We start from the raw sequence: 14444 nt of genomic DNA on the forward strand, positions 1-14444 counted from the left end.
GCTCCTCTCGGGGTCAGCGGGTGGCGGTGAGCAGGTCTTCCGGGGACGAGAGCGTGCCCCGGACGGCCGTGGCGGCGGCCACCAGCGGCGACACCAGGTGCGTCCGGCCGCCCTTGCCCTGCCGGCCCTCGAAGTTGCGGTTCGACGTCGACGCGCTGCGCTCGCCCGGCTTCAGCTGGTCCGGGTTCATGCCCAGGCACATCGAGCAGCCGGCCTGGCGCCACTCGGCACCCGCGTCGGTGAAGACCGTGTCCAGGCCCTCTTCCTCGGCGGCCTTCCGGACCCGCATCGAGCCGGGGACCACCAGCATCCGGACCGAGTCCGCCACCTTGCGCCCGCGCAGCACCTCGGCCGCGGCCCGCAGGTCCTCGATCCGGCCGTTGGTGCAGGAGCCGAGGAAGACGGTGTCGACCGAGATCTCCCGCAGCGGCGTGCCGGGCTTCAGATCCATGTAGGACAGGGCCTTCTCGGCGGCGATGCGGTCGTTCTCGTCCGGGATCCGCTCCGGGTCGGGCACCTCGGCGCTCAGCGGGAGGCCCTGGCCGGGGTTGGTGCCCCAGGTCACGAACGGCGTCAGCGCGGCCGCGTCCAGGTGCACCTCGGCGTCGAACTCCGCACCTTCGTCGGTGCGCAGCTGCCGCCAGTCTTCGACCGCCGCGTCCCAGTCGGCGCCCTGCGGCGCGTGCGGACGGCCCTTCAGGTACTCGAACGTCGTCTCGTCCGGGGCGATCATCCCGGCGCGGGCGCCGGCCTCGATCGACATGTTGCAGACGGTCATCCGGGCCTCCATCGACAGGGCCTCGATGGCCTCGCCGCGGTACTCCAGGATGTAACCCTGCCCGCCGCCGGTGCCGATCTGGGCGATCACCGCGAGGATGATGTCCTTCGCCGTGACGCCGGGGCGCAGCGCGCCGTCGACGGTGACCGCCATCGTCTTGAATGGACGGAGCGGCAGCGTCTGGGTGGCCATCACGTGCTCCACCTCGGACGTGCCGATGCCGAAGGCGATGGCGCCGAACGCGCCGTGCGTCGAGGTGTGGCTGTCGCCGCAGACCACGGTCATCCCGGGCTGGGTCAGGCCGAGCTGCGGGCCGATGACGTGCACGATGCCCTGCTCGGCGTCACCCATCGGGTGCAGCCGGACACCGAACTCCTTGCAGTTGCGGCGAAGGGTGTCGACCTGGGTGCGCGAGACCGGATCGGCGATGGGGAGCTCGATGTCCACGGTCGGGACGTTGTGGTCCTCGGTCGCGATGGTGAGGTCGGGGCGCCGCAGCTGCCGCCCGGCCAGCCGGAGGCCGTCGAAGGCCTGCGGGCTGGTCACTTCGTGCAGCAGGTGGAGGTCGATGTAGAGCAGGTCCGGTTCGGCGCCTTCGCCTCGGCGCACGAGGTGGCTTTCCCACACCTTCTCCGCCAGCGTGCGGGCCTTGCCGGTCGGGCTGGTCATCTCCGGCTCCTTCCACGGTTCGTCGTGCGAACTCGGGCGCGCAACCTGCGGAACCGGATGCGAGCCGCGAAGGGAGGGCGCAGCTCGAGTTCAGGGTTTTCCCAGATGCTGGACTTCCCAAAGTGCGGGACGCTAGTATCGGGTCGTGGGACAGCATAGCGGTATCGGAGTACTGGACAAAGCAGTGGCCGTCCTGCAGGCGGTCGCGGACGACCCCTGCGGCCTCGCGGAACTGTGCACGCGGACCGGTCTGCCGCGCGCCACCGCGCACCGGCTCGCGGTGGGCCTCGAGGTGCACCGGTTGCTGCGCCGCGGTCCGGACGGGCGCTGGCGTCCCGGTACCGCGCTGGCCGAACTGGCCGGCGGTTCGACGGACCCGCTGCTCGACGCGGCGGGTGTGGTGCTGCCAAAGCTGCGTGACGTCACGGGGGAAAGCGTTCAGCTGTACCGGCGCGACGGCGTGCAGCGCGTGTGCGTCGCGACGGCGGAGCCGCCGAGCGGGCTGCGCGACACGGTGCCGGTGGGCTCACGGCTGCCGATGACCGCCGGCTCGGGGGCGAAGGTGCTCGCGGCGTGGGCGGATCCGCACACGCAGCGCACGATCCTGGCGGACGCGGTCTTCGGCGAGCGGACGCTCCTCGAGGTGCGCCGGCGGGGCTGGGCGCAGAGCGTGGCCGAGCGCGAGCCGGGCGTGGCGAGCATTTCGGCGCCGGTGCGCGACTCGGCCGGCACGGTCGTGGCCGCGGTGTCGGTGTCGGGCCCGATCGAGCGCATCGGCCGCAAGCCGGGCGCGCGCTGGGCAGCCGACCTCCTCGCGGCGGCGGACGCCCTGCAAGAACGTCTGTGAGATTTGGTGCACCGGGGCAACTCCTGTCCCAGGAGTCCCAGGAGTCACACGACTTTCAGGCTTGGCCGGTCTCGAAGCGCGCCACCTTGCCGTCGCGAACGGTGAACTGCCACCGCGTCCGCATCGCGCCCCAGGTGGAGTTGGCGTAGTTCGCCACGAACTTCCGCCCCTCGTCCTCGGCGGTCTCCACGTCGAGGTGGCCCTGGCTGGAGAAGATCTCCCGGTCCGTCCACTCTTCGAGGTCACGATCCGTGCCGTCGTCGGACATCGTCGCGTCCGGGGTCAGCGTGGCCCGGAACGCTGCGCGGTCACCCGAATTCAGCGCGTCGACGAACGCCTGCACCGCCGGGTCGGTGATCTGGTCGGTCATGGCGTCATTCCAGCAGGCCGGGCCCCGGTGTGCACCTTTTCGGGCGAACCTGCCGGAAATGGCGTATTCGGTGACGGCAGTCACGTCTCTTTCCTGTCGGCACCACAAAAGGGGGAGACATGGACACCGAACTGAACCGCCGGGCGCTGGCGATGTTACGGGCGGTCGGCGCCGGGCGCGCCGAGCTGACCTGCAGCTGCGAACCGGACCTGCGGGTGGACGGCCTGCCGTGCTGCGACCAGGCGACGGCGCACGACCTGGCGCGGGCGGGCCTGATCCGGTCGGCCCGGGTCGTGGCCGTCGGGCAGTGGGCCCGGGCGGAGCTGACGGACGACGGCCGGGAGGCACTGGGCGGTACGCTCGCCGCGGCCTGATGCAACCGTTCGGCGGCCTCGCGCGTGTGTCCGCTGAGGAGCACCGCGAGGGGGACCCATGAAGATCGTGCCAGGGCTGCTCGGCCTCGGCCTGCTGCTGACCGCGTGTTCGGGCCCGGGTCCGGGCACGCCGCCGGCGCCGACCGTGACGGTGACCGCGCCCACCACGGCCCCGGTGCCGCCGAGCGCCGAGCCGGCCGCGCTGAGCTGGATGGACGGCTTCTGCTCCGCGATCCACGGTTACCGCGACCGCACCAACAAGGAGGCCGAACCGGCGAAGCCGCAGCCGGGTTCGGTCGCCGAGGCGCAGAAGGCCCTCAGCGCGGAACTGGGCGGCATCGCGGCCCGCACCGGCGAGGTCGTCGACAAGCTGGCGGCCCTGCCACCGGCACCGGTGCCCCTCGCCGAGAAGGTCCGGAAGGCATTCGCCACGAAGTACACAACGGCCCGCGACCGCGCCGCGAACGCGAAGTCCGTCCTCGACCGCGCAAAGCCGGGCGACCAGGCGTCCCAGGACCCCGCGGTCAAGGCACTGAGCCAGGCCCAGCAGGACGTCGACGGTGCGTACGACCCGGTGGCACCCCTGACGGAGTCCCCGGAACTGATGCTCGCGGCGGCGAACGCGCCGGGGTGCAAGGCTTAGTGCCCCGGACTCCGCCGGATCAGCGGACGCTTAAGCCGGCCCGTTCAGCGCGTGGACGCGGTAGGCGGGATCCGGCGGCCCGAACTCGAGGCCGTTCTCGTCCAGGGCGTTGGAAACCGTCACCGCCCCCTCCCCCGCGAAGGTGAACTTCGGCGCGACCATGCCCGACGCCAGGTCGGGGCCGGCCCATTCGAGCAGTTCGACCGAGCGCAGTTCCTGCCCCTGCAGCTCGGCCAGTTCAGCACGGGCGTCGCTCCGCCAAGCCAGGTGGAACGGGGGATCCTGGCCGTCGGACCAAGCCGGCCTGCCGACCGGATCCACCGTGTTCCAGGTGATCGAGAGGTCGTCGAACTTCCGGTGGCACACCTCGACCTGCTCGCCTTCGAAGTCGAACAGCACCGGGCCGTCGGCGAACCACGTGTTGTCGTCGAGGTCCCAAAGCAGCCACGCGCGGTCGAGCCGCCGGCCCGCCAACGCGGCCAGCCGTCCGCCGTGGGCCGCGAGCGCGTCGCAGCCGGCGAGCCACCGCGGCTCGTAACCCTCGATCCCGAAGAACGTCACTCCGCCATCATCGCTTGAGCGGCGCCTGCAACGGCAACGCCCGTGACGAGTCACCCACCTGCACCGTGAACCCACCCCTCACCGGCCGCCAGGCATGACTGCCCGTGTCCCACACCGAGAAGTCCCGTGCGTCCAGGTGGATCGTCACGCGCTGGGCCTGCCCCGGCGCCAGTTCCACCCGCGAGAACCCCTTCAGCTGCCGCGGCGGCTCACCCGCGGCCGCAGGGAAGCCCAGGTACAGCTGGGCCACCTCGGCGCCGGCGCGCTTGCCCGTGTTCCGGACCGTGAACGTCGCTGTTGCGCCATCACCGGTGTTGCGCACCGACAGGCCCGAGAATGCGAACGTCGTGTACGAGAGGCCGTGGCCGAACGGGAACAGCGGGGTGCGGCCCTGCGCGTCGAACCAGCGGTAGCCGACCTGCAGCCCCTCCGAGTACGTGGCCACGCCGTTGCTGCCGGGGAACTGCGCCGGCGTGTTCGCCGGGGTGTCCGCGTCCGCCGCGGGGAACGTGATCGGCAGCTTCGCCGACGGGTTGACGTCGCCGAAGAGCACCCCCGCCACCGCGGCGCCGTCCTGCTGGCCCGGGTACCACGCCTGCAGGATCGACGGCACGCGCGAAGCCCACGGCATGAGCACCGGCCCGCCGCTCTTCACCACGACCACCGTGTGCGGGTTCGCCTCGGCGACCGCCCCCACGAGCGCGTCCTGGTTGCCTTCCAGGGCGAGGCTCGGCCGGTCCTTGCCCTCGGCCTCGTTGTCCCCGACCATCACGACGCTGACGTCGGCGGTGCGGGCCAGCGCCGCCGCGCGGGCCGGGTCGCTGCCGTCGTCCAGCGTCACCAGAGCCCCCGGAACACGCTGGCGGAGGCCCGGCAGCGGGTCCACTGTGGACGTCGGGATGACGGCGGAGCTGCCTCCGCCGCCGGTCTTGGCCCGGGTGGCGAACGGCCCGATCAGGGCGATCGACTTCACCGCACGGTCGTCGAGCGGCAGCTGGGCGTGTTCGTTGCGCAGCAGTACCATGCCACGTTCGGCGAACTGCTTCGCCGCGGCGTCGTGCTCGGCGGTCGGCAGCGGGGTGAGCACCGGCGGGTGGTCGAACTGCCCGAACGCGAACATCGTGCGGAAGCGCGGCAGCAGCAGCTCGTCGACCCGCTGTTCGGTCACCTGCCCGGCGAGCACGGCCTGCTTCATCTTGTCGCCGTACCAGGTGCCGTCGATCATCTCGAGGTTCATGCCCGCGTTCGCCGACCCGACGGTGCTGTGCGCGGCGCCCCAGTCGGACTGGATGAACCCCTTGAACCCCCACTCGTCCCGCAGCTTGCCCTGCAGCAGCGCCTTGTTCTCGCACACGAAGACACTGTTGATCTGAGGGAAGGCGCACATCACCGAACCGGCACGGCCTTCGGTGACGGACTGCTCGAAGTGCGGCAGGTAGATCTCGTTGAGGGTGCGCTCGTCGATGTGCTCGTCGATGGTGAAGCGCTGGGTCTCCTGGTTGTTCGCCGCGTAGTGCTTGACCTCGGCGATGGTGCCGTTCTCCTGGATGCCGCGGATGTCGGCGGCCGCCAGCGCCCCGGCGAGCACCGGGTCCTCCCCCATGCCCTCGAACGTCCGGCCGTTGCGCGGGACGCGGGCGATGTTGATGTCGGGCGCTTCGGACACGTTGTGCGCGAGCGCACGGGTTTCGCTGCCGATCAGCCGGCCGTAACGACGCGCGACGCCGGTGTCGAACGTCGACGCCAGCGCCATCGTGGCCGGCAGCGCGGTGGCCGGTTTCTGCGGTTTGTCGTCGGCCGGGCCCATCCCGGCCGGGCCGTTGGCGATCCGGAAACCGGGCACGCCGAGCCGGGGGACGGGCGGCACGAATCGCTGGTGCTCGGCGTCGGGCTGCAGGTGCAGCTGGGAGATCTTCTCGTCCAGGGTCATCGCGGCGACCAGTTCCGCGGCACGGCGATCCGGGGACTGGCGGGTGTCGCGCCACGGCTGTGCGGCCACCATCCCGTTCAGCGGGACCGTCAGGGAAATCCCCAGTACGGAGGCAAGAACCAGGCGGCCGTAACGCATCGAGTCTCCCTCGCCACTGAACGGGACCAACGGCGGACAAGCTAACTCATACGTGACAGGAAAACATAGACACGATGGTCGTTCACGTACTTGAATTCTCGGTCGACTCAACCGTTTGACCGGCTCACGCGTGGAGGGGGCACGAACCTGAGGGGGACACGATGCTCAAGAAAACACTGATCGGACTAATGGCCGCGAGCGCGGCGACACTGACCCTGGGCGCGCCGGCGAGCGCGGCCGGCGAAGTCGCCTGGGGACTGACCTCGCAGGTCGAGCCGGGCGGCCAGGTCAGCGCGGAAACCCGCGCGGCGGTCGGGAGCGGCTGCAGCCCGGCTTCGCCGGTCACGTCGAAGGGATTCGCCGCGCCGCTGCAGTGGACGGAAGGCGGCAACTGGGGCCGGGCCGGTGGCCACACCACGGCGATCAGGACACCGGGCAAGTACACGGCGACGTTCAAGTGTTCGGACGGCCGCGTCGCCACCGGCACGTTCACCATCCTCGGCACCCCGCCGCCGAGCACGTCGGCGAAGCCGAAGCCGACCACCACGAAGCCGAAGCCGCCGGCGACTTCGAAGCCCGCGAAGCCCACGAAGCCGCAGGTCGCGGTCAAGCCGGCGGGGGCGCCGCAGACCGGGGACGGCTCATTGAGCTGACTCTCCACAATGGACACCCCGGGGCGGTGGTATCCCCAGGCCACCGCTCCGGGGCCCGGCTCGGCCGGCCGAACGCCGCCGAAATGCCGGCCCGCGGTCCCGCTCAGCGGGCCGCGGCCAGCCGCAGCGCGCGGTAGACGAACTGCTGGTCCCCCAGCCGGTGCCGCAGATCGCGCTCCAGCCCGGCGATCGGGTACAGGTTCTGCGGCGCCCGCGAGTCCTTGTACGGCACGGACGCGAACCGCCCCAGCACCGACTGCGTGACGTTCGCCAGGTCCGTCACCTCTTCGCGCGCGAGGTGCGGCGCCGCCTCGACCCGCACCACTCCCGACCACGGCGGGCCGCCGGTCGAGGGCAGGCGCAGGTACCACGAGTGCCGGACCCAGGTCGTGCCCATCAGGAAGACCGGGGTGCGCTGGTGCGGGCCGAGCTCACCGACCATCGTGTTGAGCTCACCCGGCAGGTACGTCGTCTGGTGGCTCTTGATGAACCCGACGGCCCGCGGCAGGTGCGTGCGGCCGCTCAGCGGGCCGTCCACCACGAGCAGGTCGTGCCCGACGTGCCCGGCGATCGCCCGGCGCGCTTCCTCGGCCGTGTCCAGCTCGACCTGGGCCAGCTGCTCCTGCAGCGCGGACGACAGCACGACCGCGAGCGGCTTGTCGTCCTTGGCCGTCGCGCGGAACGGCTCGTAGACCCCTGCCGACGTCGGGATGCCCTCGGCCTCCGGCGCGACGGTGAACAGCCCGCGCCGGACGTTGGCGCCGATGACGTGGGCCCGGCCCGCGCAGCAGCACACCACCCCGGCCGCGTAGGACGCGCAGACCCCGATGGACGCGGAGTTCGCGCCGGCCGGGTCGTCGATCCAGACCCGGGCGTCGATGCGGCGGACGCCGTCGACGAACAGCACCGCGTCCGGCGGTGACGGCACCGGCGACGGGTCGATCGGCGCCCACTCGGCCACCGGGACCTCGACGTCGAGCTCGACCTCGGCCTGCGACCGGGCGAGCTCTTCGGCCTCCATCGAGCTGCCGTAACCCGGGTCCCAGGCGTCGATGTTGAAGCTCATCCCCGCCACCGCGGTCATGTGCCCTCCCTGGTGATGTGCGATCCGGTGCCGTCGCGGGTGACCTGGAACCGCACCGGCACACGCTCGGCCAGCGCCGGCACGTGCGTGATCACGCCGACCATCCGGGAGCCGCTCGCGGACAGGTTCTCCAATGTGGACGCCACGACGTCGAGGGTGGCCTCGTCCAGCGTCCCGAAGCCTTCGTCGAGGAAGATCGACTCCAGCTTGGTCGCGCCGTCCGCGGCCATCGCGCCGAGCTGGGACGACAGCGCGAGAGCCAGTGAGAGCGACGCCTGGAACGTCTCGCCGCCGGACAGTGTCTTCACCGGCCGGCGGGCGTCGGCCTCGTTGTGGTCCACCACCAGGAAGTCACCCTTGTCGTGGGTCAGCTCGAACTGGCCGCCGGACAGCTCCAGCAGCGACGCGGACGCCTCGGCGACGAGCGTGTCGAGCGCCCCGGCGATCAGCCAGCGCGGGAACTTGTCCGAGCGCAGGAGATCCGCGAGCAGCCGCGCGACCTGCGACTCCGACTCGGCGGCCGCGATGTCGCCGTGCAGGCCCGCGACCCGGGCCACCCGCCGCCGCATGTCGTCGTGATCGGCTTCGGCGCGTGCCCGGGCGGTCGCGACGGCGACCGGCACCCGCTCGCGCACCGGCCCTTCCGGCGGCTCGACCCCGAGCGCGGTGACGTCGTCGACAACGGCGCGTTCCGCCACCCGCAACGCTTCGGCGGCCGCACTCTCGGCGGTCTTCGCGACGGTCAGCCGCTCCTGGTGTTTCTTCGCCTGCCCCGACGCCCAGTCCGTCAAAACGGTCCACGCGTCCAGCAGGCTCTCACCGTCGATCGGCGGGGCGCCGAGGCCGACCAGCGGATCACGCGCCCGTGACAGCTTTTGCCGTTCGGCGTCGACCTGCTTCGTGATGCCTGCCTGGCCCTCGACGGCTTGTTTTGCGGTGGCCCGAGCCGTCCGCAGCTCCACATCCGCCGCCTTGGCGGCCAGTTCGAGTTCGGCGACGCGCGCGAGCTGCTCGGTGACCACGTCGGCGGACGGCGCTTCGGCGAGCGTCGTGACCAGCTCACCGTGCCGGCGCCGGGCGGTGGTCAGTTCGGTGACCGCCGACTGCTCGGCCAGCCCCGCGTCGACCGCGCGAGTGCGCCGCTGCTCGGCGTTCCGCTCGGCGGCGGCGAGATCGTCCGCCGCCACGACGGCTTCCTTGCCCGCGGCTTCGGCGGCCGCTTCGAGGGCGGCCAGCACGGTCCGCCGTTCTTCGAGCGACGAAGCCGCCCACGCGGTGAGCCGTTGCCAGCCCGCCGGGACGTCGTCGGCGTCGATCGCCGGCGCGCCCAGCTCGACGAGCGGGTCACGCGCCGCCCGCAGTGCTTCCCGTGCTGCCGCGGCCGACCGCTCCACGACGTCGGCGTCCTGCTGTGCCGCCGCGCGTTCGGTGCGGGCCGCGGCCAGTTCCGCGTCCGCGGCCCGGGCGGCCTCGGCAACCCGGGTGCGTCCCTCGATCGTCGCGGACAGCCACTCGCCCCGCTCGCGCACGGCGGCAACGAGGTCCGCGAAGTCCCGCTCGGAGAAAGAAGCCTCGATCGGCCGCAGCAGCACCGCCGACTCGGGCGGGCCGTCGACCTCGGCGAGCGCCACCCGCAGTTCTTCCGCCTGCGCGGCCGCGGACTCGGCGGAGTCGGCGTCGCGGTCCACGGCCCGCTCCAGCTTGCGCACGCCCGCCTCGGCCGTCGTGCGCTCGCGTTCGGCCCGCTCGACGCGGTCACGGGCCTCGGCCAGGTGGGTGTGCCCTTCGGAGTCCGGCAACGCCGAAACTTCCTGCTCGCACACCGGGCACGCGTGCCCGACGGTGAGCCCGGCACGCAGGGCCAGCGCCTGCCCGGCGCGTTCGGCTTCGGCCAGCGCCGCCTTCGCCGCGGTGAGTTCGGCGTCGGACCGGGCGAAAGCGGCTCGGGCCGTCTCGAGTTCCGTCCGGCGCGCGGCCTGCTCGGGTGCGGCCTTCCGTTGCGCCTCGCACACCGTGTAGAGGGTGCGGGCGTCGGACCGGGCGGAGGCGAGCGGCGCTACGTCCGGCTGCGCGGCCAGCGCCGCGCGCGCTTCGGCGTCGGCGGCTTCGGCCGCGGTCAACCGGGCGGCCGCGGCCGACGTCCGTTTTGCCACCCGCGCCGAATCCGCCGACAGGTCACCGAGATCCGCCGGCGGCCGCAGCCCGGCCAGCCGGTCACGTTCCTGGCGGGCGCGCTGGGCTTCGGCGGCCGCGTCCTCGGCGGCCCGCGCGGTCGTGTCCCGGATCTTCCGGGCGGTCTCGACGACGGACACCGCTTCGGTCACCGCAGTGGCGGCCGACTCTTTGGCCTGCGACGCCGCTTTTGCCGCTTCTTCCAGGCGAGGAAGCGCCGACTCGGTGTCGGCGAGTTCGGTGCGGGCGGCGCGGATCCGCTCCAGCCCACCCCGGTCCGGCGCGGCGGCCAGCGCGGCGCGGGCCGCTTCGTCCGCCGTTTCGGCCTTCTCCAGCCCGGCTCGTGCGGCGGTGGCCGCGTCCGCCGCGGCCCGGCGCCGGGTTTCCAGGTCTTCCACACCGTCCGGACGTTCCAGCGCGTCGAGGACACTCAGTTCTGTCGTGACCGTGGTGACGAGCTGCCGGGCTTCGTCGTACGTGCGGGTCGCGTCGTTCAAGCCCGGCAGCGCCGCGTTCACCCGCGTTTCCAGTTCCGCGAGGGCCGTCATCCGGGTGGCGAGCTCCGCGACGGCTTCCTCGGTCGCGTCGGCGTAGCTGCCGAGCTGCTCTTCCAGGACGGCGGCGCGCTGCTTCTGCTGCTCGGCGGTCACCCCGGCGCGGCGGCCGATCCGCTCGTAGACCTCGAGGCCCAGCAGCTTGATCAGGATCTTCTGCCGGTCGGCGGCCTTGGCGTGCAGGAACTCCGCGAAGTCGCCCTGCGGCAGCGCCACGCAGGTGCAGAAGTGCTTGAACGTCAACCCGAGCAGGCGTTCGACCGCCGGGGTGACTTCGGAGTCCGCGGCGACCGGGTCGGCGTCGTCCTCCGGGCCGCCGAGCGCGGCCGGGTCGGCGAGCCGTTCCAGGCGGACGTTCTTGACGCTGACCGTGGGTTTCTTCCCGCCGCTGCGCCGGACTTCCCGGACGACGTGGTAGCGCGTGCCGCCGGCGTCGAAGACCAGCCGCACGGTGGCGCGGTTCGCCGTCGGGGCGAGCGCGGGCGCAACGAGACCTTCGTGGTCCCAGCGGGCCACCGAGCCGTAGAGGGCGAAGGTGAGGGCGTCGATCACGGTGCTCTTGCCCGCGCCGGTCGGGCCGACGAGCGCGAAGTAGTCCGTGTCCTCGAAGCTGACTTCGGTCTTGTCGCGGAACGACGCGAAGCCGGTCATCTCCAGCAGCACTGGCCGCATGTCACACCCCGCTCGTCTCGTCGTCGTGCAGCCGCGCGAAGAGCGCCTGCACCCGCTTGTCCTCGACGGTCCGCTCTTCGCAGTAGGACGCGAACAGCTCCCCCGGGGAACGATCCGCGACCGCCCGCTCGCCGCCCGAAGTGGTCACCGGCGCGGCGAACTCCGGGTCGATGCGGATCTCCAGGGCGTTCGGCAGGGCTTCCTGGATCTCCTCGCGCAACCCGGCCCGCGTCGCTTCGCGCACGTAGACGCGGAGGTAGTCCTCACCGAACTCCTCGGCGCGGCCGGTCAGTTCCGCCACCGTGCCGTGGACCGTCCGCAGCCGCCGGCCCGCGGTCAGCGGGATCTCCGTGATCTTCGCCGGCGTGGTGGGACTCACCTCCACGGAGAGGACGACACTCTTGTTGTCCTGCTCGCCGAAGTCGACGGCGAACGGCGAACCGCTGTAGTGCACCGGGCAGGGCGCGGGCAGCGACTGGCGCCGGTGCAGGTGGCCGAGCGCGACGTAGTGCGGGTCGGCGCCGAACGCCGTCGCCGGCACGTGGTACTCGAAGATGGACTGCGCCGCGCGTTCCCCGCCGCCCATCGTCCCGCCGGTCACCGTCAGGTGCGCCATGACGAGGTGCACCGCGCCGTCGGTGAAGCCGGACTTGAGGTGGTCCAGGATGTCGCGCACCCGCTGGTCGTACTGGCCCACGTGGTCCATCGGGGTCCCGGCGAGCAGCTCGGCCGCGCGGACCGCGTACCGCTGGGAAAGGAACGGCAGCACCGCGACATCGACGTGTTCACCGGTCGAGCGGGCGTCGAACGAGACAACACCGCCGTCGGCGGCCGGGCGCGGGTTGCCGGTGAGGTGGATGCCCGCCTTCCGCAGCAGCGGCCGGTAGGCCTCGAACGTCGCGGCGTGGTCGTGGTTCCCGGCGATCGCGATGACCTCGGCCCCGGTCTCGCGCAGCGCCATCAGCGCCTGCACCACGAGTTCCTGCGCGGCGGCCGACGGCGCCGACGTCTCGTAGAGGTCACCCGCGACGAGGATCGCGTCGAACGCCTCCTTCCGCGCGATCCGGACGATTTCCCCCAGCACGGCACGCTGCTCGTCGAGCCGGTTGCGGCCCTTGAGCGTCTTGCCGATGTGCCAGTCGGAGGTGTGCAGGAACTTCACGCGGCGTCCTTCCGTTCGGATAACGGGCGAGGGGCGGGCTCAGAACGGCGGCGGGTCGTCACCGAAGGGATCGCTGCTGCCGCCGGGCAGGCCGGCAAAGGGATCCGCCTTCGGCGTGGCCGTGGTCGTCGGCACCTTCCCGGCCTCGGAAAGCCGGGTGGCCCAGGCCGGGAACGGGAAGCCGACGGCGATCGGCACCGGGATCTCCGGCTGGCTCACGAACATCGTGCCCGGCGTCGCGAGCGTCGCGCGGACCCGCTGGCTGGCCGGGAGGAAGCCGTACTCGGGGCGCGAAGCCTCCGCCGCGTCGAGCCGGCCGACGATCCGCACCGAGCTGTTGCTGACGATCCGGCGCTCCACCTCACTGGCGGTCTGCTGCGCGCCGATGAGGATGACGCCGAGGGAGCGGCCACGCTCGGCGATGTCCAGCAGCACCTCCTTGATGGGGCTGCTGCCTTCCCGCGGCGCGTACTTGTTCAGCTCGTCCAGCATGGTGAACAGCAGCCCGCCCGCGCCGGCCGCCTCCTTGCGTGCGGTCTCCGCGGCGAGCGTGACACCGACGACGAACCGCTGCGCGCGCTCGACGAGGTTGTGGATGTCCACCACGGTCACCTGCTGGTTTTCCGTGGACAGCTTGCGGGCGGCGTGGTCGGTGAGGTCACCGCGGATCAGGCCGTTCAGCGCGCGCTGGCTCGACCGGAGGCGGCGGATGAAGGCGTTGACCGTGCCCGCACCGGTGACCGCGCCCGCCCAGCTGGCCCGGGTTTCCTCGTCGGTGACGCGCTCGCAGATGACGTCGATGAGTTCGGCGTAGGTGCGGCACAGCACACCGTCGACGTTGGCCGCGCCGTCCTTCCCGGCCGGGGTGGTGTCCAGCCGCAACCGGTTCGCGACCTGGTGGATGACCATCGTGTACTGGTTGCGCTCGTCCTCGGCGTCTGCGAAGACGTAGGGCAGCAGGTCGTTCGCGCAGAACTCCGCGATGGTCCACCAGAAGGCGCCGACCCCCGAGGTCCGCCCGGTGACGTAAGGCTTCCCCGTGGTGTCCGACGGCGTCGGCGGCGCGTAGAACCCGACCGAGGCGAAGGGCTCCGCGGGCAGGCCCAGCTTGGCGTACTCCCCCTGCAGCTTGGCGTCGAGGTGGATGTTGGGGGTGTCGAGGAACAGCAGGTCCTCGCCCTTGACCGAGAAGACGAGGGCCTTGGCGTTGTGGGCGTTCGACAGGGCGCCGCCGCGGAAGATCGAGTGCAGCAGGAACAACGCGAACGACGTCTTGGTGGCGACGCCGGAGACGCCGCTGATGCTCACGTGCGCACCCCGCGTCCCGTCGAGGAAGTCCAGGTTGAGGTACACGGGTTCGCCGTCCCGGCCCAGCCCGACCGCCACCTGGCGGGTCATGTTGTCGAAGTACAGCGCCTGCGCGCGATCCTCCCCCACCGCACGGGAGACCACGGCCCCCGGCCGCGGCGGCACGTAGCACTCGGGCTCGACGCGGGTGGTCGCGATCTCGGCGATCTCCTGCACCTGCGCGGGCAGGACGCCGTCCGAGATCAGGAAGACGTCGCTGCCGAAGCTGGCCCCTTCGTGCCGCGCGCTCACCTGCGTCACGACGCCGTAGGACGTGACTTCGCCCAGGCCAGGGAGTTCCCGCCGGGTCACGACGACGTCGTCGAGCTGCAGATAGGCTTCCGGATCGATGGCCACGTGGAACTGCAGCGGCGTCGAGTCCTCGGTGCCCGCCACCCGTCCGACGACGGTCGTGAGCGTCTCCTGGTCCACGGTTCTCCCTGTCCGGACGGCTCTTCCTCCGGCCGCAGACTAGCTCGCCGGGCCGACA

General features: G+C 72.1%; 12 protein-coding genes. 4 read left to right on the plus strand and 8 right to left on the minus strand.

The genetic code is table 11. From position 1 onward, the window contains the following. Positions 1–13 precede the first annotated feature (13 nt). On the minus strand, positions 14–1447 hold the full coding sequence (gene leuC, locus ACIA5G_RS28675; RefSeq protein WP_395928593.1) for a 3-isopropylmalate dehydratase large subunit: 1434 nt from the start codon (positions 1445–1447) through the stop codon (positions 14–16). A 145-nt stretch (positions 1448–1592) separates the two neighbouring features. On the opposite strand from leuC, the gene ACIA5G_RS28680 reads away from it, so the two are divergent. Then, complete coding sequence (locus ACIA5G_RS28680) at positions 1593–2294, plus strand: IclR family transcriptional regulator (RefSeq protein WP_051183801.1); 702 nt, start codon at positions 1593–1595, stop codon at positions 2292–2294. A gap of 55 nt (positions 2295–2349) precedes the next feature. Here the strand turns inward: ACIA5G_RS28680 and ACIA5G_RS28685 are convergent, their stop codons facing one another. Continuing rightward, entirely contained in the window at positions 2350–2664 is a 315-nt protein-coding gene (locus ACIA5G_RS28685; protein ID WP_395928597.1) for a nuclear transport factor 2 family protein, read from the minus strand. A 119-nt stretch (positions 2665–2783) separates the two neighbouring features. Here ACIA5G_RS28685 and ACIA5G_RS28690 point away from each other — a divergent pair, with 119 nt between their 5' ends. Both ACIA5G_RS28690 and ACIA5G_RS28695 read left to right on the plus strand, forming a co-directional pair. Next, on the plus strand, positions 2784–3038 hold the full coding sequence (locus ACIA5G_RS28690; protein WP_395928599.1) for a hypothetical protein: 255 nt from the start codon (positions 2784–2786) through the stop codon (positions 3036–3038). 58 nt (positions 3039–3096) lie between these two features. Further along, the gene (locus ACIA5G_RS28695) at positions 3097–3681 is read left to right on the plus strand and encodes a hypothetical protein (RefSeq protein ID WP_395928601.1); all 585 of its coding nucleotides are present in this window, start codon (positions 3097–3099) and stop codon (positions 3679–3681) included. A gap of 30 nt (positions 3682–3711) precedes the next feature. Here the strand turns inward: ACIA5G_RS28695 and ACIA5G_RS28700 are convergent, their stop codons facing one another. Then, positions 3712–4242 carry a hypothetical protein gene (locus ACIA5G_RS28700; RefSeq protein WP_395928603.1) on the minus strand — a complete coding sequence of 177 codons (531 nt, stop codon included), beginning with the start codon at positions 4240–4242 and terminating at the stop codon, positions 3712–3714. A gap of 7 nt (positions 4243–4249) precedes the next feature. Then, positions 4250–6310: a glycoside hydrolase family 3 C-terminal domain-containing protein gene (locus ACIA5G_RS28705; RefSeq protein WP_395928605.1), complete on the minus strand. Its 2061-nt coding sequence runs from the start codon at positions 6308–6310 to the stop codon at positions 4250–4252. A gap of 161 nt (positions 6311–6471) precedes the next feature. Between ACIA5G_RS28705 and ACIA5G_RS28710 the strand changes: the two genes are divergently transcribed. Continuing rightward, on the plus strand, positions 6472–6963 hold the full coding sequence (locus ACIA5G_RS28710) for a hypothetical protein (protein ID WP_395928607.1): 492 nt from the start codon (positions 6472–6474) through the stop codon (positions 6961–6963). Between the two features lie 103 nt (positions 6964–7066). Here ACIA5G_RS28710 and ACIA5G_RS28715 read toward each other — a convergent pair whose 3' ends face one another. Genes ACIA5G_RS28715 through ACIA5G_RS28730 form a run of 4 tightly spaced genes read right to left on the minus strand, consistent with a single transcriptional unit; the run spans position 7067 to position 14386 of the window. Further along, a complete protein-coding gene (locus ACIA5G_RS28715; protein WP_395928609.1) occupies positions 7067–8047 on the minus strand; it encodes a hypothetical protein in 981 nt (326 codons plus the stop codon). Next, entirely contained in the window at positions 8044–11445 is a 3402-nt protein-coding gene (locus ACIA5G_RS28720) for an AAA family ATPase (RefSeq protein WP_395928611.1), read from the minus strand. The genes ACIA5G_RS28715 and ACIA5G_RS28720 overlap by 4 nt, the downstream gene beginning before the upstream one ends. Before the next feature lies 1 nt (position 11446). Further along, the gene (locus tag ACIA5G_RS28725) at positions 11447–12607 is read right to left on the minus strand and encodes an exonuclease SbcCD subunit D (protein WP_395928613.1); all 1161 of its coding nucleotides are present in this window, start codon (positions 12605–12607) and stop codon (positions 11447–11449) included. Positions 12608–12646: 39 nt separating this feature from the next. Beyond that, positions 12647–14386, minus strand: coding sequence for an ATP-binding protein (locus ACIA5G_RS28730; protein ID WP_395928615.1), 1740 nt, complete (start codon positions 14384–14386; stop codon positions 12647–12649). Positions 14387–14444 lie beyond the last annotated feature (58 nt).

Origin of the sequence: Amycolatopsis sp. NPDC051758 (assembly GCF_044453095.1) — a bacterium.
Lineage (GTDB): Bacteria > Actinomycetota > Actinomycetes > Mycobacteriales > Pseudonocardiaceae > Amycolatopsis.